We start from the raw sequence: 20,834 nt of genomic DNA, 5'->3' as shown, positions 1-20,834 counted from the left end.
CGAATATAGGGTAACCTCCGCTAAGTTAGGGCAGCCTTTACTAATTGTTTGAAGGATGGTGAGCGTGGTGGCGACGAGTTCCCGGACGGTCCGCGACGAGGTCGCCGAACTCCTGGGGGTCAGCCCTGACGATGTCGATCCCGACGCCGACCTGATCGCTTCCGGGCTCGATTCGATCCGGATGATGTCGCTGTCGGGCCGCTGGCGTAAGCAGGGCATCAATGTCGGATTCGCCGCCCTGGCGGCCAATCCCACCGTCGCCGCCTGGATCGGCCTGGTCGCCGAGCATTCTCCGGACGCCCCGACCCGGGACCCCGGTCCCGAAATTGGTGGGGCCGCCGGTGATGACGGCGAACCCTTCCCGCTGGCGCCCATCCAGCACGCCTTCTGGATAGGCCGCAACCAGGATCAGCAGCTCGGCGGAGTCGGTGCCCACCTGTACGTCGAATTCGACGGTGCCGGTGTCGATCCGCAGCGACTGCAGACGGCGGCGGCGAAACTTGCTGCGCGCCACCCGATGCTGCGGGTCGAGATCCTGCCCGACGGCACCCAGCGGATCGGTGACCGCCCGCTGCCCGTCACCGTGTACGACCTACGTGACCTGGATGAGGCTGCGGCACAAGCGCAGTTGGAGCTGACCAGGGAATCCAAGTCCCATCAGATGCTGCACGAGGAGGTGCTGCAGCTGAGCCTGTCTCTGCTGCCCGGTGGACGTAGCCGTCTCCATGTCGACATGGACATGCAGTGCGCGGACGCGGTGAGCTACCGCAACTTCATGGCGGATCTGGCCGCGTTGTACCGCGGCGTCGATCTGCCGGATCTCGACTACACCTACCGCGAATACCGGGCCCAGCTGACGGCTTCGGTGCCGCCGCCGTCGGAGCAAGATCTGCAGTGGTGGGCCGAACGCGTGCCCGATCTGCCGGATCCGCCTGTGCTGCCACTGGTTCCGCTGTCCGATCAGAGCAACCCGCACCGCAGCATCCGGCTGTGGGAGACGCTCGACGTGCCGACCCGCGACGCATTGTTCGCGGCGGCCCACCGGCGCGGCATCACCCCGGCCATGGCGGTCGGGGCGTCGTACGCCAATGCGCTGGCGCACTGGTCGACCCAGTCCCGGTTCCTGCTCAACCTGCCGATGTTCGGCAGGGAGCCGTATCACCCCGATGTGGACAAGCTCGTCGGTGACTTCACCTCATCGCTGTTGCTCGACATCGACCTGACCGGAGCCGATACCGCCGCGGCCCGGGCCCGGGTGGTGCAGGAGACGCTGCACGCCACCGCTGCGCATTCCTCGGTGTCCGGTCTCGATGTGCTGCGCGACGTGAGCCGGCACCGTGGCAGCCAGACGCTGGCCACGATCGTCTACACCAGTGCGCTCGGGCTGGGCGATCTGTTCGCCGGCGACGTCACCGACCACTTCGGCGCGCCGGTCTGGACCATCTCGCAGGGACCCCAGGTGCTCATCGACGCTCAGGCCACCCCCATCGCCGAAGGCCTGATGATCAACTGGGACGTCCGGGTCGAGGCGTTCCGGCCTGGCGTGGCCGAGGCGATGTTCGCTTACCACTTGGCCGAACTGCGCCGCCTGGCCACCGACGACGCGGCCTGGGATGCCCCTGATGCACCCGCGGCCTCGGAGCAGCAGCGGCGGGTGCGGGCGGAGCTGAACGCGACGGCCTCGGCGCCCAGCGGCGATGTACTGCACACCGGTTTCCTGGCCAACGCGGCCGCCACCCCGGACGCGCCCGCGGTGTTCAGCAGCGCCGGGAATCTCACTTACGGCGAGCTGGAGGACAAGGTGCTGGCCGTGGCGGCCGCCCTGCAGTCCCGCGGCGTGTGCCGGGGCGAGGTGGTCGCGGTGCTGGGCCCGAAGAGCGTCGAGCAGGTCATCGCGTTGCTGGCCGTCTCGATGGTCGGAGCCGCGTATCTGCCGGTCGGGGTGGATCAGCCGGCCGACCGGGCGGCACGCATCCTGCACACCGGGGGAGTCGACTTCGCGCTGATCTGTGGTTCGGGGTCGGAACATCCCCACCTGCCGCACCTGACCGTTGCCGACGCCGAGATCATCGGCGATCCGGCACATTTCGAGCCGATCGAGGTCAAGCCGGAAGATCTGGCGTACGTGTTGTTCACGTCGGGCTCCACCGGCGAGCCCAAGGGCGTCGAGATCACCCACGACGCGGCGATGAACACCATCGAGTTCATCAACGACCATTTCGAGATCGGGCCGGCCGATCGCTGTCTGGCGTTGTCCCACCTGGAGTGCGACCTGTCGGTGATCGACGTCTACGGGACTTTCCGCTCGGGTGGCTCGATGGTGGTCGTCGACGAGGAGCACCGCCGCGATCCGGACGTCTGGGTCAAGCTGATCGACGAGCACCAGGTCAGCGTCCTGCACTTCCTGACCGGTTGGCTGGAGATGCTCGTGGCTGCCGGCGGAGCGCGTGAATCCCTGTCGTCGCTGCGGGTGGTACCGACCGGCGGGGACTGGGTGCGTCCGGACCTGGTGCGTGCACTGCGCGCCGCGTCGCCGCGGGTGCGCTTCGCCGGGCTGGGCGGAGCCACCGAGACCGCGACGCACAACACGGTCTTCGAAGTCGGATCCGGTGACGACGCGCTGCCCTCGCACTGGACCTCGGTGCCGTTCGGCGTCCCGCTGACCAACAACTGCTGCCGGGTGGTCGACGCTCGGGGCCAGGACTGCCCCGACTGGGTTCCGGGTGAGCTGTGGGTCGGCGGTCGCGGCATCGCCCGCGGATACCGCGGCCGTCCTGACCTGACCGCTGAACGGTTCGTCGAGTACGACGGGCGCCGCTGGTACCGCACCGGAGACCAGGTGCGGTCCTGGCCCGACGGCACACTGGAATTCGTCGGCCGGGCCGATCACCGGATCAAGGTCAGCGGCTTCCGTATCGAGCTGGGTGAGGTCGAGGGTGCCTTGTGCCGGGTTCCCGGTGTGGATGCGGCGGTGGCGGTGCTGGTGCCGGTCGAGGGCGGCCACGATCTGCTCGGCGCGGTGGTGCGGGCGGACGAGGCCGGCCTGGATGCCGGCAGGGATGCGGAGACGGTCGCTCAGGTCATCCGCACGGCACTGGCCGAGCTGGTACCCGCGCACATGGTTCCGCAGGTGCTTCTGGTCGCCGACGAGATTCCCTACGCCCGGGGCAAGACGGACCGCACGGTGGCAGTCCGGATGCTCTCGGCGGTCGGCGCCCCCGAGGCCAGGGGGTACCGGGCGCCGTCGGACCCGCTGGAAACGGCCCTGTGCGCGATCGTCGGCGACGTTCTCAAGCAGTCCGGCGTCGGTGCCGACGACGATTTCTTCGCCCTCGGCGGGGACTCGGTGCTGGGTACTCAGCTGGTGGCGCGGATCAGGGACTGGCTGGACACCTCGACCGTCATGGTCGCCGATGTCTTCGCGGCCCGAACGGTCGCCGAGATGGCCGCGCTGCTGGCCGGCCGGGAGGCGGGATCGGACCGTCTGCAGTTGGTTTCCGAGCTGTATCTCGAGGTCGCGGGCATGGACAGCGCAGATGTGGCGTCCGAGTTGGAACGCACGGCCCCAGAACCCGCGTTCGGCAACTAAGGTTAGAGTTACTTCAGTTAGGGCAGGCTTTGCTTATCGTCAGGAGGTCGTTGTGGACGCCGTGAGTCGCACGACTACGCAGACCATGCACGCAGTGGCGGCCGACCCGCTGCACCAGGGGTTCTTCGCGCACGCGCAGGTCGCGCCCGACGACATTGCGGTGACCGGACCGACAACCCGTTGGACCTACGGGCAACTGCGTGAGCAGGCGCTGTCGGTATCCGGCGCGCTCGCGGTGGCCGGGGTGCGCGTCGGAGACCGGGTCGCCGTCGTGGGGCCCACCGGCCTGGACACCGTGATCGCCATGCTGGGCATCCTGGCGGCCGGCGGCGTCTGCGTTCCGATCGACACCGCCGAACCGGCCGAGCCGATCCTGGAGCACACGGGCGTGCGCATGGCCCTGTTCACGGGAGACGGACCACCCAACTGGCTGCCCGCGCTCACCGTCTCCGAAGCACTGCGGATCGGCGCCCGCGCGGGTGACGTCACCCCGGTGCGCTCGGGCCCGGCCGATCCTGCCTTCCTGGGATCGCTCGATGACAGCGGATATGCGGTGGTGACGCACGCTGCCGCTCGCGACGCGGTCCTGGAACTCAGTGGCCGGCTCGGTGTCAGCGGCGAAGACCGCATCGGCGCGTTCGCGGCTACCGGTGCTGCGGCTCCGGTCCTCATGGTGCTGGTGGCACTGACCGCGGGCGCAGGCGTCGTCGTCGCCGATGATGCGCCGCGCCGCAACCCCGAGCGGCGGATCAACAGCTTCGCGCTGGCCGCACGGCGTCGGGATGCGGTGTCCGCTCTCGACACCGCTGTGCCGTCGTGACACCGCCGGATACCCAGATCACCGTCAAGCCCTGGGTCAAGCGCTATCCAGGGTCTCAAAGCTCAACAGCCACACTGATTTTCCCGCACGCCGGCGGAGCGGCAGTGGCCTACCGCGGATTCGGGATGGCGCTGGCCGCGGCCGGATCCGACGCCTACGTCATGCAATACCCGCAACGCGGCGACCGGCTGTCGCATCCGGCCGCACCTACGGTGGGCGATCTCGCCAAAGATCTGTTCGACGCGGCTGATTGGGCCGGCATCGGATCGATCCGGCTGTTCGGACACTGCATGGGCGCCGTGGTGGCCTTCGAATTCGCGCGGATCGCAGAACGCAACGGTGTGGCGATAGACGCCCTCTGGGTGTCGGCCAGCGAGGCGCCGTCGGCGGTGGCGGCCGCGCCCGCACTGCCGATGGCCGAGTCCGAGATCCTCGCCGAGATGGTCGATCTCGGCGGCACCGATGAGGCGCTGCTCGCCGACGAGGATTTCGTCGAACTGCTGCTGATGGCGGTGCGGGCCGACTACGCGGCGTTCAACCGGTACTCGTGTGAGGCCGACGTGACGATCGCGGCCGACATCTATGCCCTTGGTGGCGACCGCGACCACCGCATCAGCGAGGACATGTTGCGGCGCTGGGAATCTCACACCGGCGGGGCCTTCACGTGCTCGATGTTCGACGGCGGACATTTCTATCTCAACACCCAACTCGAGGATGTGGCGGAGCTGGTCAATGAGCTCTAGCCACCAGCTTCCCGGGCTGGACGCCGTCGATCCGGTGGTGATCGTGGGGATGGCGCTGGAGGCTCCCGGCGGGATCGACACCGCCGACGGCTACTGGTCTCTGCTGACCGAGCAACGTGAAGCGCTCGGCGGCTTTCCCACCGATCGGGGCTGGTCGGTGCGCGAGCTGTTGGACGGCTCCCGCCGTGACGGATTCAAGCGGATTCACGACCTCGGCGGGTTCCTTTCCAGTGCAGCGGTGTTCGATCCCGCGTTCTTCGGAATCTCACCGCGTGAGGCGGTGGCGATGGATCCGCAGCAACGCGTCGGACTGCGCATCGCATGGCGCGCACTGGAGAACAGCGGCATCAACCCCGACGACCTGGCCGGGCACGATGTGGGCTGCTACGTCGGTGCGTCGGGCCTGGAGTACGGGCCGGCACTGTCGCAGTTCTCCCACCACAGCGGTCATCTGATCACCGGCACCTCGCTGGGCGTCATTTCCGGCCGGATCGCCTACACGCTGGATCTGTGCGGCCCGGCGCTGACCATCGACACCTCGTGTTCGTCTGCGTTGACCGCGTTTCACACCGCCGTGGCCGCGGTACGGGCGGGGGATTGCGACATGGCGCTGACCGGAGGTGTCTGCGTGATGGGCACACCCGGGTACTTCGTCGAGTTCTCCAAACAGCACGCGTTGTCCGACGACGGGCACTGCCGGCCCTACAGCGCACACGCGAGCGGGACAATGTGGGCCGAGGGGGCGGCGATGTTCGTCCTGCAACGCCGATCCGCGGCCCTACGGAACGGTCGGCGCATCCTGGCCGAGGTGCGCGCCACCGCGGTGAACCAGGACGGCAAGACCACCGGTCTGACCGCGCCCAGCGGCGGCGCTCAGCAGCGGTTGTTCGCCAAGGCGATCGAGCAGGCCGGAGTGCGACCGGAGGACGTCGGCATGATCGAAGGCCACGGCACGGGCACCCGCCTCGGCGACCGCACCGAATTACGTTCGCTGGCACAGACATACGGGGCGACTGCCCCGGGTGGCGGCGCCATGCTGGGGTCGGTGAAATCGAACGTCGGTCACTCGCAGGCCGCCGCGGGCGGGCTTGGCCTGGCCAAGGTCATCCTGGCCGCCGAGCATGCGTCCATCCCCGCCACCTTGCACGTCGACGAGGTCAGCCGGGAGATCGACTGGGACAAACAGGGTTTGCGGTTGGCCACCAAGCTGACCCATTGGCCGGCTGTCGACGGGCAGCGCATCGGTGCGGTCTCGGCCTTCGGGATGAGCGGCACCAACGCCCACGCGATCATCTCGGTTCCCGAGGTCGCAGCATGACCGAAGTCGACGCCCTGCCCGACGGGCGCATACCTGTCCTGCTCAGTGCGCACGCAGAGGAACTGATCGGCACCGATGCCGCCGCCATCCTGCGCTATCTGGATGCGCGTCCCGGGGTGAGCGCCGCCGACGTCGCCGCCACCGTGGCGTCCACGCGGCGTCTGCGTCGTCACCGCGCTGTCGTGCGGGCCGCCGACCGTGACGAACTCGCGGCGGGCCTGCGTGCACTGGCCGAGGACGCCGATCATCCGCTGGTCACCCGGGCACAGGGCGGCTCTGCGGCATCGGGTTCGAGTGCGCGTATCGCGTTCGTGTTCCCGGGCCAGGGCAGCCAGTGGCCCTCGATGGGCGTGCAGGCCTACGACCGGCTGACGGTCTACCGGGCCGAGGTCGACAAGTGTGCGGCCGAGTTCGAGGCTGCCGGTGCGGCCTCCCCGCTGGATTACCTACTGGCCGAACCTGATTCGGGGGCCGTCACCAACGATTTCTCCCAGGTGCAGATTCAGGGTGCCCAGTTCGTCCACGGTGTGGCGCTGGCGGCGGTCTGGCGTTCCTGTGGTGTGCTGCCCGATATCACCGTGGGCCACAGCCTGGGGGAGATAGGGGCGGCCTACGTGGCCGGCAGCATCAACCTGCCGGAGGCGGTGGCCGTGGTGGTCGCCCGCGCGACCGTACTCGACCGGTTGACGGGTCCCTACCGGGTCGCGGTGCTCGGGATCACCCCCGACGAAGCGTCGAAAGTGGTGGCCGAGACACCGGGCTGGCTCGAGCTGTCGGTGGTGAACTCACGGTCATCGGTCGCGGTGTCGGGGGAAACCGATGCGGTGGCGGCTGCCGTGGCCGCTGTGGCCGGCCGCGGATCGTTCGCCAAGGAAATCGAGATGTGGTTCCCGGCGCACACCACCGCGCTCGACGCGGCCCGCGCCGAGCTCGAATCGATGCTTCCCGCAGCTCAATTCAGTGAGTCGCCGGTGCAGTTCATCGGCTCGGCCACCGCTGACGTGGTCGAGGCCGGTACCGGTTTCGCCGACTACTGGTACACGAATCTTCGCAGCACCGTGCGCTTCGACCGGGCCATCGAGACGGCAGCCCGGCGCGGGGCCCGGATCTTCGTGGAGCTCTCGGCGCATCCGGCGCTGCTGTTCGCGATGGGGGATCTGCTCGATGACGCGGCCGAACTCACCGGCGGTCCGGTGGTGATGGTCGGGTCGGGCCGGCGCGACGAACCGATCACCGAGCGGCTCAGTGCCAACATCGTCACGGTGGCCATGGCCGACACCGGCTACCGCTGGGACGACCGCCCGAACCACGGCGCCACATCGCTTCGCGATTTCCCGTTCGCGCCGATGCGGGCCGAACATCTCTGGGCGACACCGCAACCGCTGCCTGCGGTCGCCGGCGTGACGGTGGGTGTGGAGCACTGGGAGACGGTGTCCCCGCTCAACGCACCGGCCGGGCCGCGCCGCGTCGCGGTGCTGGACCTGGCGGCCGGGCAGGGACCGGCGGCCGCACTGAACCGGGCGATCGAGGAGATCACCGAAACCACCGCTGCCGCCCCTGCCGACGCCGACCTGCTGGTCGTGGTGGCGCCGGTGTCAGACGAGGTCGACACCGTGACTGCGGCAGAAACCTTGAGCCGCCGCATCGATGACGGCCTGATCGGCTATGTCGAGGCGATCGCCGCCGAGACCCGCGACGTGTGGCTGGTCACCGTCGGTGGTGAGCAGGTCTCCGACGAGGACTCGCCGCGGCCCGAGGCCGCCGCCCTGGCCGCGATGCACCGCAGCCTGGGCTACGAGCACCCCGACCAGACCTTCCGGCGCCTGGACCTGCCGCCCACACCCCTCGGCGCGGCCGCCGCCGCCGCGGCCATCACCGCCATCCTCAGCACCGCGAGCGATATCGCACTGCGGGACACTGGTTCCGGGCTAACCCTCTGGCAGCGGGGGATGCGCGACGACACCTCAGGCGCCCGGTCCTGGACCGCCGAGTCGGGGATCTTCGACGAGGTGGTCATCACCGGTGGAGCCGGCGCGGTGGGCCTGCACTATGCCCGCCATCTGGCTGAGCAGGGGGCGCGGCGCATCGTGTTGCTCAGCCGCAGCGGGCTGGAAGATCAGCAGGTCGCCGCACTGGCGGCCGGGAGGACCGAGATCGTCGCGCCCCGATGCGATCTCACCGACCCGGCACAGATCGCCGCAACCATCGCCGAGCTGGCGATCGGCCCGGCATCGCTGGTGATTCACGCGGCCGCATCCGCCACCCTCGCCCCCGGCGGCGAGCTGACCGGCGCGACGGTGCGGGATACCTTCGCCGCCAAGGTGAGCGGGCTGGCCAACCTGGCGGCCGCCTGGCCGCTGCGCCCGGACGCCCGGATCGTGTTGTGCTCGTCGGTATCCGGCCTGTGGGGCGGATACGGCCACGCCGCCTACTCGGCCGCCAACCGGCTGCTGGACGCGCTCGGCGGGCAGCTGCGGGCCGAGGGCCGGCACTGCACCGCGGTGCGGTGGGGACTGTGGCTCGGCGACGGCATCATCGACGCGGCTGAGGTCGGTAAGGTCGAACGGTCCGGGCTGCGAGCCATGCCGGCCGACCTTGCGGTCGAGGCCGGGCTGCGGGACTACCCGGTCGATCCGCTGGTGTTCACCGCCGACGCCGACCGGCTGCGGACGTTCCTCGGAGACAACGAAGAACGCGCCGTTACGGTCAGCGACACCCTCGAAACAACCGTCAGCGATGGGGCTGACGCCACGGGCGCGATGCGGATCGCACTGGGGTCCGTGTTGAAGCTCGCCGACACCACCGCACTGGATTTCGACATGTCGTTGCTGGATCTCGGTGTCGATTCACTGTTGGCAATCGACCTGCGCAAGAAGCTCAAGAAGGCCACCGGACGATCAGTGCCGCTGGCCACCATCCTCGGTGGCGCCACCGCTGCCGAATTGATCGAGCATTTGGAAAGACCTGAAAAGGAAGCATTTTCGCGTGACTGACATGGTTAGTGCCGACTCGGCAGCCCCCCGCACTTCCGACGCGCGTCTGGAGCTGATGCGGCGCAGGCTTGCCGAACGGGGCCTGGCGGCGTCGGGTGCGGAACCCGGGCAGGCGGTCTCGGGCTCCGAAGGCGCACCGGTCGACCCGACTGTGCTCACGGACGGGCAGCGCCGGATGTGGTTCGTGCAGGGATTCGACCCGAGCGGGGTACTGCTCAACATCTGCCTGTCCTACCGGCTCAGTGGGGTGATCGACGCCGAGGGGCTGCACGATGCCCTGAATGCGGTGGCACGTCGGCACCCGATCCTGCGCACCACGTATCGGGCCGACGAGAACGGCGAGCCCACCGCGACGGTCCACGGTGACCTGACCCCGGGCTGGGCGGTCCACGATCTGTCCGACAAATCCGAGCGGGCCCGCATGCTGCGGCTAGAGGTGCTGGCGCAGCGCGAGTTCGGCACGGCCTTCGATCTGAGCAGCGACTCCCCGCTACGGATCTCGCTGATCAAGACCGGGACCGCTGAACACGTGATGCTGCTCGTCGCTCACCACATCGCCTGGGATGACGGATCGTGGCGGGTCTTCTTCACAGACTTGACCCGGGCTTATTCCGGAGCGCAGCTTGCCGAGACGCCGCGGGTGACGGTGGCCGCCGCCGGGGACGGCGGCGAGGACCTGGCGTACTGGCGGGAGGTGCTGGCGAACCCACCGGAGCCGCTGGAGTTGCCCGGTCCGTCGGGGTCGGTGGTTCCCAACGGTTTTCGGTCCCAGCGCAGCGCGGTGCGGTTGTCTGCCGAGACGGTTGCCCGCGTATCGGCGCTCGCCCGCGAAACCGGTGCCACGCCGTACATGGTCCTGCTGGCGGCCTTCGGCGCACTCATCCACCGCTACACCCATACCGACGATTTCCTGATCGCCACCCCGGTGCTCAACCGCGACACCGACGAAACCATCGGCTATTACGGCAACACCGTGGCGATGCGGCTGCGACCGCAGGGCTCGGCGGGGTTCCGGGATCTCGTCGCGTCCACCCGGGACACCGCCATCGGTGCCTTCGCGCACCAACGGGTCAACCTCGACCGGGTGGTGGCCGAGCTCAACCCGGACCGCCGCCACGGGGCCGAGCGGATGACCCGGGTGAGCTTCGGGTTCCGCGAGCCCGACGGTGGCGGTTTCGCCCCGGAGGGCGTGACGAGCGGGCGTGCCGACCTGCGCGGCCAACACACCCGGCTGCCACTGGGTTTCATGATCGAACTCGACGCAGCCGGTGCAGTGGTGGAGGCCGAGCATCTCACCGAGGTGATGGATGCCGAGCTGGCCGCACAGATGCTGCGGCACTTCGTCGTGCTGCTGGACAGTGCACTCGACGAGCCCGACCGGCCGCTGTCGCGGCTGGTCCTGTTCACCGCCGAGGACGCCGAATGGGTGCGCGCGGTGTCCACCGGTGAGCAGTTCGCGACGCCGGCGACCACGTTGGCGGCGCTGGTCACCGAGCAGGCCGCCCGTACCCCCGACGCCGTCGCGGTGGTCTACGAGGGCCGCCACTACACCTATCGCGAGATCAACGAGTCGGCGAACCGGTTGGCGCACTGGCTGATCGGGCAGGGCATCGGTACCGAGGACCGGGTGGCGGTGCTGCTGGAGAAGTCGCCCGAACTGGTCATCACGGCGCTGGGCATCGTCAAGGCCGGTGCGGTGTACCTGCCGGTCGACCCGACCTATCCCGAGGACCGGCTGACCTACATTCTCGAGGACTCCGATCCGAAAATCGTTCTGCGCGAGCCGGTCGACGGCCTGGAGCACTATCCGGCCACGGATCCGACCGACGCCGAGCGGGTCCGGCCGCTGCGTCCGGACAACACCGCGTATCTGATCTACACGTCGGGATCCACCGGCCTGCCCAAGGGCGTGCCGGTGCCGCACCGGCCGATCGCGGAGTACTTCGTCTGGTTCGGCGGCGATTACCAGGTCACCGAGGACGAACGCCTGCTGCAGGTGGCCTCGCAGAGCTTCGACGTGTCGATCGGCGAGATCTTCGGCATGCTCGCCGCCGGTGCGCGCCTGGTGATCCCGAAGCCGGGCGGGCTGGGCGACATCGGGTACCTCACCGATCTGCTGCGCGACGAGGGCATCACGTCGATGCACTTCGTCCCGTCACTGCTCGGGCTGTTCCTTTCCCTGCCCGGTGTCAACGAGTGGCGCACGCTGCAGCGCGTCCCGATCGGTGGCGAGGCGCTGCCCGGGGAGATCGCCGACAAGTTCCTCGCCACATTCGACTCCCTGCTGCACAACTTCTACGGCCCCACCGAAACGGTGCTCAACTGCACCCGTTACAAGGTCCAGGGCAAGCAGGGCGCACGGATCGTGCCGATCGGCACACCGAAGATCAACACCACGATTCACCTGCTCGACGATGCACTGCAGCCGGTTCCGGTCGGGGTGATCGGTGAGATCTACATCGGCGGAACGCATGTCGCGCACGGCTATCACGATCGTCCACGCCTGACCGCGGAACGGTTCGTCGCCGATCCGTTCAATCCCGGCGGACGGATGTACCGGTCGGGTGACCTGGCCCGGCGCAACGCCGACGGTGACATCGAATTCGTCGGCCGGGCCGACGAGCAGGTCAAGATCCGTGGCTTCCGAATCGAACTGGGCGAGGTCTCCGCGGCCATCTCCGTCGACCCGTCGGTGGGGCAGGCCGTGGTCGTGGTCAGCGACCTGCCGTCGCTGGGCAAGAGCCTGGTCGCCTACATCACGCCGGCCGCCGACGCCGAACAGGTCGAGATCGACCGCATCCGGGCCAGGGTGACCGCCGCGCTGCCCGAGTACATGATCCCCGCGGCGTTCGTCGAGCTGGCCGAGATCCCGATCACCGCGCACGGCAAGATCGATCGCCGGGCCCTGCCGGAGCCGGAGATCCGCTCGGCCACCGAATTCCGCGCGCCGGACACCGAAACCGAACACGAGATCGTCGCCCTGTTCGGTGAATTGCTCGAGCGGGACGGCGTCGGCGCTGACGACTCGTTCTTCGATCTGGGCGGCCACTCGCTGCTGGCCACCAAACTCGTTGCCGCCGTTCGAGCCCGCTGCGGTGTCGAACTCGGCGTGGCTGATGTGTTCGAGAACGCCACGGTGGCGGGCCTGGCGGCCAAGGTCGACGAACTGCGCGCCTCGGGCGTCGGTGCCGGCCTACCTGCCATCGTGGCCACCACCCATGACGGCCCGGCACAGATGTCGGCGGCCCAGCACCGGCAGTGGTTCCAGTTCCGCATCGACGGACCCAACCCGGTCAACAACGTGCCCTTCGCCGCACGACTGACCGGACCCTGCGATGTCGAGGCACTGGCGACCGCGGTAAGCGATGTGGTCGCCCGCCACGAGATCCTGCGCACCACCTATCGCGAGATCGACGGTGTGCCTTACCAGGTCGTCCATCCCGCCGCTCCGGTCGCGGTGCGTCGTGCCGACGGGACGGGCGAGAATTGGGTACAGGGCGAACTCGATGCCGAACGGCGGTACTGCTTCGACCTGGAGAACGAGTGGCCGGTCCGCGCCGCGATGCTGTCCACCCCAGACTCGCATGTGCTCTCGCTGATCGTGCACCACATCGCCGCCGACCACTGGTCGGGGACAGTGCTGTTCACCGACCTGCTGACCGCCTACCACGCACGCCGGACCGGACAGGTGCCCGAATGGGCACCGCTGCCGGTGCAGTACGCCGACTTCGCGGCCTGGCAGGCCGAGGTGCTCTCGGGCGCAGAGGAGCGTGTCGAGGAACAACGCGCCTACTGGACAAAGCAATTGGCGGGGCTGTCGGGGGAGCCGGACGTCGAGAACGGCCTGCAGCCGGACTTCCCGCGGCCACCGGTGCCGACCGGTGAGGGCAAGGCACTCGACTTCACGATCGACGCGGCACTGCGGGGCAAGCTCGTCGCGCTCAGTCGTGAACTCGAAGTCACCGAGTTCATGGTGTTGCAGGCAGCGGTCGCGATCGCTCTCCACAAGTCCGGTCAGGGCAGCGACATCGCGCTGGGTACCCCGGTGGCCGGGCGCACCGCGCCCGAACTCGACGCGCTGATCGGGTTCTTCATCAACATCGTGGTGCTGCGCAACGACCTGTCCGGCAACCCGACCCTGCGCGAGGTGCTGCGCCGTTCCCGCGACATGGCGCTGGCCGCCTACAAGCATCAGGACCTGCCGTTCGACCGGGTCGTCGACGCGGTGAGCCCGGTGCGTTCGCTGGCGCGCAACCCGCTGTTCGGAGTCGTGGTGCACGTACGTGAGGACCTGCCGGCCGAGCAGGTCATCGACTCCGGTGCTGACGGTGAAACCCGTTTCACGGCACTGGAACCCACCTTCGATGTGGCCCACGCCGACCTGTCGCTCAACTTCTTCGCCGAAGCCGGCGCCGGGTATCGGGCCACCGTCATCTACCGCACCGAGCTCTACGAGGCGGCCACCGCGCGGCGTCTCGTGGGCTGGCTGCACCGCATCGTCGAAGCTTTTGCCGGCGACGCCGACCAGACGGTGCGCGACATCGCGGTTCTCGACGCGGCCGAACGCGACCAGCTGGTCGATGACTGGAGCCGCAAGGCGGTACCGCCGGCCGGGCTGCCGCAGACCGAGGGTGCGGACCGCGTCTACCTGCTCGACGAGTGGCGTCAACCGGCGGCCATCGGTGTCACCGGGGACGTCTACTACGCCGGTGGTGCGGTGGACGAGGCCGCCCGGGCTGCCGCCGGGATTGCCGCACAGCGCTTCGCGCCCAACCCTTTTGGCGAGGGACAGCTGTACCGCACCGGGGACCGGGGCCGCTGGACCACCGACGGCCGGCTTGAGCCGATCATCACCGGTGAGCCCCGCCTGCAGGCCGCGCTGGAAGCGCTCGACGGCGTGGCGGTCGCGGCGACCAGGCATTGGGACGGCCGTGGCGCCATCACGTTGGCCGGCTACGTGGTGCTCGAGCCGGGAGTGACTGACACCGACACCTTCCTGGACAACGCACGGACCGCGCTGCCCGAGGAGTTCGCCGGTGCCGTGCTCACCGTGGTCGACGACATCGAACCCGCCACTCTGACCCGTCCGCGAGTCACCGCCTCAGCACCGTCCGAGCCGCCGGCCACCCCGACCGAGCACGCGCTGGCGGCGATGCTGGTGGACCTTCTCGGTGCCACCGACGTGGGGCGGTATGACGACTTCTTCACCCTCGGCGGCGACAGCATCCTGGCCGTGCAGCTCGCGGCGCGGGCGCGCGATGCCGGCATGGCGATGACAGCACGCATGGTGTTCGAACATCCCGGGCTGGCCGACCTGGCTGCCGCGATCGACGCGGCGGGCGACGGCGCTGCAGCGGCCGACGTGCGCCATGAGCCGATGTCCGCATCGGGCCTTTCGCCCGACGAACTGGCCGCGCTGACCGCGGGATGGGGCCAGGACCAGGGGATCTCGACATGACGACAACTGGAACGCCGCCCGGCGTCGAGGATGTCCTGGCGCTCAGCCCGCTGCAGCAGGGGCTGTATTCCCTGGCCGGGCTGACCGAGGGGGACGACGGCGCCGATCCGTACGTCATCGCGATGGCCGCCGACGTCGACGGGGCACTGGACGTCGAGCTGCTGAGGACCTGCGCCGAGGCGATGCTGGTGCGTCATCCGAACCTGCGGGCCAGCTTCTTCCAGGGAAACCTGAGCCGCCCGGTGGCGGTGGTCCCGTCGGCGATCGACTTGCCCTGGCGGCATGTGCAGACCGATGAAGCGCAGGCGGTCACGCTGGAGGCCGAGGAGCGCGCCCGGCGGTTCGACCTCGGACGCGGGCCGCTGATCCGTTTCCTGCTCATCGAAAAGCCGGGCCTGCATTGGCGTCTGGTGATCGTTGCCCATCACATCGCGATCGACGGCTGGTCGTTGCCGGTCTTCGTCGGCGAGCTTCTGGCGCTCTACGGGGCCAAGGGCGACGTCACCGCGCTGCCGTCCACGGTGCGCCCGTATCGCGATTACATCGGCTGGCTGGCGGGGCGCGATCAGCAGGCCAGCCGGGCACGGTGGCAGGCCCATCTGTACGGCATGGATGCGCCCACCCTGCTGTCTCCGGTGCTGTCCGGGCGGGAAACCCAGCCGGGCCTGCCCGCGCGCACCGAGGTGACGCTCGACGAACAGCAGTCCGCCGCGATCTTCGAGGCAGCCCGGCGTCGGGGCGTCACCGTCAACACCCTGTTCCAGATGGCCTGGGCGACAATTCTTTCAGTCTTCACCGACCGCACCGATGTGGTGTACGGCGTCACGGTGTCGGGGCGCCCGGACGAGCTGGCGGGCGTCGAGTCGATGGTCGGCCTGTTCATCAACACGGTGCCGCTGCGGGTCCGGGTCGACCCCAGCCTGCCGGTCGGCAGCCAGTCCCTTGCCCTGCAGCGCGAAGCCGCCGAACTGCGTGAGCACAGCTACCTCAGCCATACCGAGTTGCGTTCGCTCGGCGGCATCGGCGAGCTGTACGACACCCTGCTGGTCTACGAGAACTTCCCGCCCGGCGGACTGGTCGGCAGCGACGAGTTCGATCTCGGCGGGGCGGTGCTGCGGCCGTCGGCGCTGGAGAGCCTGTCGCACTTCCCGGTCACCATCGCCGCACATCCGACCCACGGCCGGCTCACGGTGCTCGTCGAAACCCTCGACGGGGCACTGGGACTGCTCGATCCGCGTGCCCTGGGACTGCGGGTGCTGGCCGTCGTCCAACGGCTGTTGGACGGCTGGGAGCGTCCGCTGCGCGAGGTGGCCGTCACGCTCGACGACGATCCGCGGCCGGCCGGGGCGCCAACCGTTGCCGACGATGACCGGTTCCGCACGGGCTTTCACATCGCGTTCAGTGAGATCGCCGAGGGGCGGCTCGGTTCGGTGGCATTGAGTTGGGACGGGGGAGAACTCAGCTATCGCGAGCTTGACGATGCCGCCGATCGCCTGGCCGCCGAGCTGATCCGCCGTGGTGTGCGCGCGGAGACTCCGGTCCCCATCCGGTTGCGCCGGGGGCCCGACTACGTGGTGGCGATGCTCGCAGTGCTCAAGGCGGGCGCGATGATCGTGCCGCTGGATCCGGCCATGCCCGAGGAACGGGTTGCCGAGATCCTGCGCCAGATCGGCGCAGCCCGGCCCGCACAGCTCATCGTCGACGACGCGTTCCTGGCATCCGCCGGTTCCGAGGCGGACGCCGACTACCGGCCCGCGCGGGTTCGGCCCGGCCAGGCCGCCTACATCGTGTTCACGTCCGGGACCACCGGAAAGCCCAAGGGAGTCATCGGAACCCATCAGGCGCTGCGCGCCTATGCCGCGGATCACGCCCACCATGTGCTGCAGCCCGCGGCCAAGCGCCTCGGCCGCCCGTTGCGGGTGGCGCACGCCTGGTCGTTCACCTTCGATGCCGCCTGGCAGCCGTTGGCGGCGCTGCTCGACGGGCACACCGTGCACATCGTCTCCGACGAGGTGCAGCGCGACGCCGAGGCGCTGGTGGACACCATCGGGCGCTTCGCGATCGACATGATCGACACCACCCCGTCGATGTTCGCCTCGTTGCGCGCGGCCGGGCTGCTCAGCCGGGTGCCGTTGGCAGTGCTCGCGCTCGGCGGGGAGGCCATCGACAACGCCACCTGGCAGGGGATCCAGGCCGAGTGCGAGCGCACCTGGATGTCCGCGCACAACTGCTACGGCCCCACCGAGACCACGGTGGAAGCCGTCGTCGCGGCGATCGCCGACCACGAGCAACCGTGCATCGGTCGTCCCACGGATTCGACCGCGGCCTATGTGCTCGACGGCTGGCTGCGGCCGGTTCCCGACGGCGTGTACGGCGAACTGTATTTGGCCGGTGGCCAATTGACGCGCGGCTACCTCGGCCGGGCGGGGGAGACGGCAGGCCGGTTCGTCGCCGATCCATTCACGCCGGGTGCGCGTATGTACCGCACCGGTGACGTGGTGCGCCGCAACCCCCAATCGCGTGCTATCGAGTTTCTCGGTCGCAGCGACGACCAGGTCAAGATCCGCGGATTCCGCGTGGAGCCAGGAGAGGTGGCCGCGACACTGCACACCCATCCCGGGGTGCGGCATGCCCACGTGGCGGTACGTCAGCACCGCAGCGGGCCGCGACTGGTCGCGTACGTGGTCACCGATACCCACGTCGCCGAGTTGCGCCGGATGCTGACCGCCACCCTGCCAAGACATCTCGTGCCACACCACATCGTCGTCGTCGACGAGATCCCGCTGACCATCAACGGCAAGGTCGACGACGCCGCGCTGGCTTCGGTCGGCACCGGCGGCTCTGCCGAGGGCTCCGAGCATCCGGCCACCGAGACCGAGCGGGTGCTCGCCGAAGTGCTGGCCGAAGTCCTGGGAACTCCCGAGGGATCGGGTATCGACGTCACCGCCGACTTTCTCGATCTCGGGTTGGACAGCATCGTGGCCCTGTCGGTCGTGCAGGCCGTGCGGCGCCGCGGCGTGGCGCTGCGGGCCCGGTTGATGCTGGATTGCGCGACCGTTCGCGAACTCGGGGCCGCGATCGACTCCGACGAGGTCGCCGTCGAGCGCGGTGACAATGCGGCCGACGAAGGGGCGGGCCCGATCCCGTTGCTGCCCAACGGGCGGTGGCTCTACCAGTACGGCGATCCTCGCCGGCTCGCGCAGACCGAGGTGTTCCGGCTGCCCGCGGGCGTCACCCGCGCGCAGCTGGAAGCGCTGTTGCGCAATGTGATCGACGGGCACGAGGTGCTGCGCACCCGGCTGGACCGCGAGGCGCTGGCCTTGGTCGCACACACACCGCGCGAGGTGCTGTCGGAAGCCACGGCCGACGGTGATCTCAACGCCGCGGTGGCCGAGCAGGCCGAGCTCTCGGTGCAGCGTATGGATCCCGAGAACGGATCGATGCTCGACGCGGTCTGGTTGCATCACCCACAGACTGATGGCGGTCTGCTGATCCTGACCGCCCATGTGCTGGCGCTGGACCCGGCATCGTGGCGAATTCTGGTGGGTGAACTCGAAAATGCCTGGCACGCATTGGCTTCCGGGCGTGATCCGATGCCGGTGCGAGAACACACCCCATTGCGGCAGTGGTCCCGTCTACTCACCGATCGGGCGGCCGAACTCGACACGTGCGGTTTCTGGGAGCAGCAGTTCGAGGGCGACGATCCTGACATCGGCGCCCGCCGGATCGATTCCACCATCGACCGGATGGCCGACGTGACGATCGTGATGGCCTTCGCCGAGCCCGAGGTGACCGCCCGGCTGTTGAGCGGACCGGTCCCGGTGACCGAAGTGCTGGCCGCGGCAACGGCGCGCGCCCTGACCGATTGGCGTCGTCACCGAGGCCGGCCGACCCCGGCGCCGTTGCTGGCGCTGGAGACCCACGGCCGGTCGGACGCGGTGGTGTCAGATCATGACGAGGTCGATACCGGTGACACCGCCGGGCTGCTCAGCATGATCTACCCGTTGCGGCTCACCGCCGATGACGCCCACGGGGTGGCTGCGCAGGTGACCGCGATCCCGGGCGACGCGATCGACTACGGGCTGCTGCGGTACCTGCGCGAGGACACCGCCGAACGGCTGGGAACGCATCGGGATCCGCAGGTACTGCTCAACTACCTGGGTCGGATCGAGCTGGATGCATCTGATCACGCCCTGCTGCAGGACCGGTCGTTGCAGACGGGTGTGACTCCGGTGCCAGAACCGAATGTCGCTGTGCGTCATGAACTGACGATCATGGCCGCGGTGATCGACCGCGACGGGGAAGCCGTGCTCGGCACCCAGTGGCGGACCCTGCCCGACATCCTGTCCGCCGAGGACATCGCCACCCTGCAGGCGATGTGGCAGGACGCATTGCGAGAGGTGTTGCGAGAGGTGACCCAATGAGTGCCCCATCGACCCCCACGCTGGCCGTAATCGGGGCCGGACCCAAGGCCATCGCAGTGGCCGCCAAGGCCGCCGAGTTGCGGGCGATGGGTGTGCCGGCTCCCGACGTCGTCGTCGTCGAGCGTGCCGGGGTGGCCGCCAACTGGCAGGCCGTCGGCGGCTGGACCGACGGCAATCATCGTCTCGGCACCGGGCCCGAGAAGGACGTCGGCTTCCCGTACCGATCGTCCCTCGTGTCGCGGCGCAACGCCGAGCTCGACGAGCGCATGACCCGGCACAGTTGGCAGGCCTACCTGATCGCCACCGGTGGATTCGCCGAGTGGGTGGACCGCGGCAGGCCCGCGCCGACCCACAAACGCTGGAGCCAGTATCTGGGCTGGGTGGCCGATGGCATCGGGATGAGGGTGGTTTCCGGTGAGGTGGAAAAGATCTCAATCGACGCAGATGCGCGCCGGTGGGTTCTGCACACCGCCGAGGACACCGTAAGCGCCGACGGTCTGATGGTCACCGGGCCCGGTCAGGCCGAACGCTCGGTGCTGCCGGGCAACCCCCGGGTGATGTCGATCGCGCAGTTCTGGCATCAGGCCGGCAAGCACGAGCTCATCACCGCCGAGCGGGTGGCGGTGATCGGCGGTGGTGAGACCGCCGCGTCGATGCTCAACGAGCTGTTCCGCCACCGGGTTTCGACCATCACGGTGATCTCGCCGACAGTCACCCTGTTCACCCGAGGCGAGGGATTCTTCGAGAACACCCTGTTCTCCGATCCGACCGGATGGACCGGGCTCACCCTGGCCGAGCGCCGGGATGCGTTGGCCCGCACCGATCGTGGCGTTTTCTCGGCGCGCGTTCAGGATGCGCTGCTGGCCGACGACCGGATCCGCCATCTCCGCGGCCGGGTCGCCCACGCGGTGGCCCGCGACGAGCGGATCCGGTTGACGCTGTCCACCAACACCGGGGGTGAAGCGGTCGAGACCGTGCACGGCTTCGATCTGGTGATCGACGGATCGGGCGCCGATGCGTTGTGGTTCGCCCCGTTGTTCAGCCAGGACGCCCTGGATCTGCTCGAGCTGGGTCTGGGCGGCCCGCTGACCGGTGACGCGCTACAGGAGCACATCGGTCACGACCTGGCGCTGACCGACGTCTTCCCCAAGTTGTTCCTTCCGGGGCTGGCCGGGCTCACCCAGGGCCCGGGCTTCCCGAACCTGAGCTGTCTTGGCCTGTTGTCCGACCGGGTGCTGGGTGCAGACCTGGCCCACCCCTCGATGAGGAGACTCGATGAGTTCCAATCCGTTCGATGACGAGAACGGCACGTTCTACGTACTGGTCAATGGCGAGGACCAGCACAGCCTGTGGCCGGCGTTCGCGGATGTGCCGGCCGGCTGGCGGGTGGCCTTCGGTGAGGCCGGCCGCGCCGAGTGCCTGAGCTACGTCGAGGCGAATTGGACCGATCTGCGGCCCAACAGCCTGCGTGAGGCAATGGCGAATTAGG

Annotated in this window: 9 protein-coding genes; all 9 read left to right on the top strand. The window is 69.0% G+C overall.

What is annotated here, in order from left to right; genetic code table 11:
• Positions 1-55: 55 nt before the first annotated feature.
• The 9 genes from EYZ64_RS20535 to EYZ64_RS20495 all read left to right on the top strand — a co-directional run bounded on the left by EYZ64_RS20535 (position 56) and on the right by EYZ64_RS20495 (position 20,833).
• Positions 56-3,589: a non-ribosomal peptide synthetase gene (locus EYZ64_RS20535; RefSeq protein ID WP_135456194.1), complete on the top strand. Its 3,534-nt coding sequence runs from the start codon at positions 56-58 to the stop codon at positions 3,587-3,589.
• Positions 3,590-3,650: 61 nt separating this feature from the next.
• Positions 3,651-4,409 (top strand): AMP-binding protein, encoded by a 759-nt coding sequence (locus tag EYZ64_RS20530; protein WP_167857899.1) that lies wholly within the window; start codon positions 3,651-3,653, stop codon positions 4,407-4,409.
• Entirely contained in the window at positions 4,406-5,152 is a 747-nt protein-coding gene (locus EYZ64_RS20525) for a thioesterase II family protein (RefSeq protein ID WP_135456190.1), read from the top strand. Before EYZ64_RS20530 ends, EYZ64_RS20525 begins: the two co-directional genes overlap by 4 nt.
• On the top strand, positions 5,142-6,470 hold the full coding sequence (locus EYZ64_RS20520) for a beta-ketoacyl [acyl carrier protein] synthase domain-containing protein (RefSeq protein WP_135456187.1): 1,329 nt from the start codon (positions 5,142-5,144) through the stop codon (positions 6,468-6,470). The genes EYZ64_RS20525 and EYZ64_RS20520 overlap by 11 nt, the downstream gene beginning before the upstream one ends.
• The gene (gene mbtD / locus EYZ64_RS20515) at positions 6,467-9,463 is read left to right on the top strand and encodes a mycobactin polyketide synthase MbtD (RefSeq protein ID WP_135456185.1); all 2,997 of its coding nucleotides are present in this window, start codon (positions 6,467-6,469) and stop codon (positions 9,461-9,463) included. The genes EYZ64_RS20520 and mbtD overlap by 4 nt, the downstream gene beginning before the upstream one ends.
• A 1-nt stretch (position 9,464) precedes the next feature.
• Entirely contained in the window at positions 9,465-14,921 is a 5,457-nt protein-coding gene (locus EYZ64_RS20510; protein ID WP_286175308.1) for a non-ribosomal peptide synthetase, read from the top strand.
• Positions 14,918-19,345 carry a non-ribosomal peptide synthetase gene (locus tag EYZ64_RS20505; protein ID WP_135456182.1) on the top strand — a complete coding sequence of 1,476 codons (4,428 nt, stop codon included), beginning with the start codon at positions 14,918-14,920 and terminating at the stop codon, positions 19,343-19,345. The genes EYZ64_RS20510 and EYZ64_RS20505 overlap by 4 nt, the downstream gene beginning before the upstream one ends.
• Entirely contained in the window at positions 19,342-20,643 is a 1,302-nt protein-coding gene (gene mbtG / locus EYZ64_RS20500) for an NADPH-dependent L-lysine N(6)-monooxygenase MbtG (RefSeq protein WP_135456180.1), read from the top strand. Before EYZ64_RS20505 ends, mbtG begins: the two co-directional genes overlap by 4 nt.
• Entirely contained in the window at positions 20,621-20,833 is a 213-nt protein-coding gene (locus EYZ64_RS20495) for an MbtH family protein (protein WP_135456178.1), read from the top strand. Before mbtG ends, EYZ64_RS20495 begins: the two co-directional genes overlap by 23 nt.
• The last annotated feature ends 1 nt before the right edge of the window (position 20,834 follow it).

The organism is Mycobacterium sp. DL99 (genome assembly GCF_004762045.1).
In the GTDB taxonomy this organism is placed as follows: Bacteria; Actinomycetota; Actinomycetes; order Mycobacteriales; family Mycobacteriaceae; genus Mycobacterium.
Note: the sequence above shows the minus strand (reverse complement) of the source record. Positions and strands in the feature narration are given on the sequence as shown.

Bases quoted from the DNA above. Each gene is read 5' to 3' on its own strand.
- EYZ64_RS20535 (WP_135456194.1), top strand. From the start codon at position 56: ATGGTGAGCGTGGTGGCGACGAGTTCCCGGACGGTCCGCGACGAGGTC.
- EYZ64_RS20520 (WP_135456187.1), top strand. From the start codon at position 5,142: ATGAGCTCTAGCCACCAGCTTCCCGGGCTGGACGCCGTCGATCCGGTG.
- mbtD (WP_135456185.1), top strand. From the start codon at position 6,467: ATGACCGAAGTCGACGCCCTGCCCGACGGGCGCATACCTGTCCTGCTC.
- EYZ64_RS20510 (WP_286175308.1), top strand. From the start codon at position 9,465: ATGGTTAGTGCCGACTCGGCAGCCCCCCGCACTTCCGACGCGCGTCTG.
- EYZ64_RS20505 (WP_135456182.1), top strand. From the start codon at position 14,918: ATGACGACAACTGGAACGCCGCCCGGCGTCGAGGATGTCCTGGCGCTC.
- mbtG (WP_135456180.1), top strand. From the start codon at position 19,342: ATGAGTGCCCCATCGACCCCCACGCTGGCCGTAATCGGGGCCGGACCC.
- EYZ64_RS20495 (WP_135456178.1), top strand. From the start codon at position 20,621: ATGAGTTCCAATCCGTTCGATGACGAGAACGGCACGTTCTACGTACTG.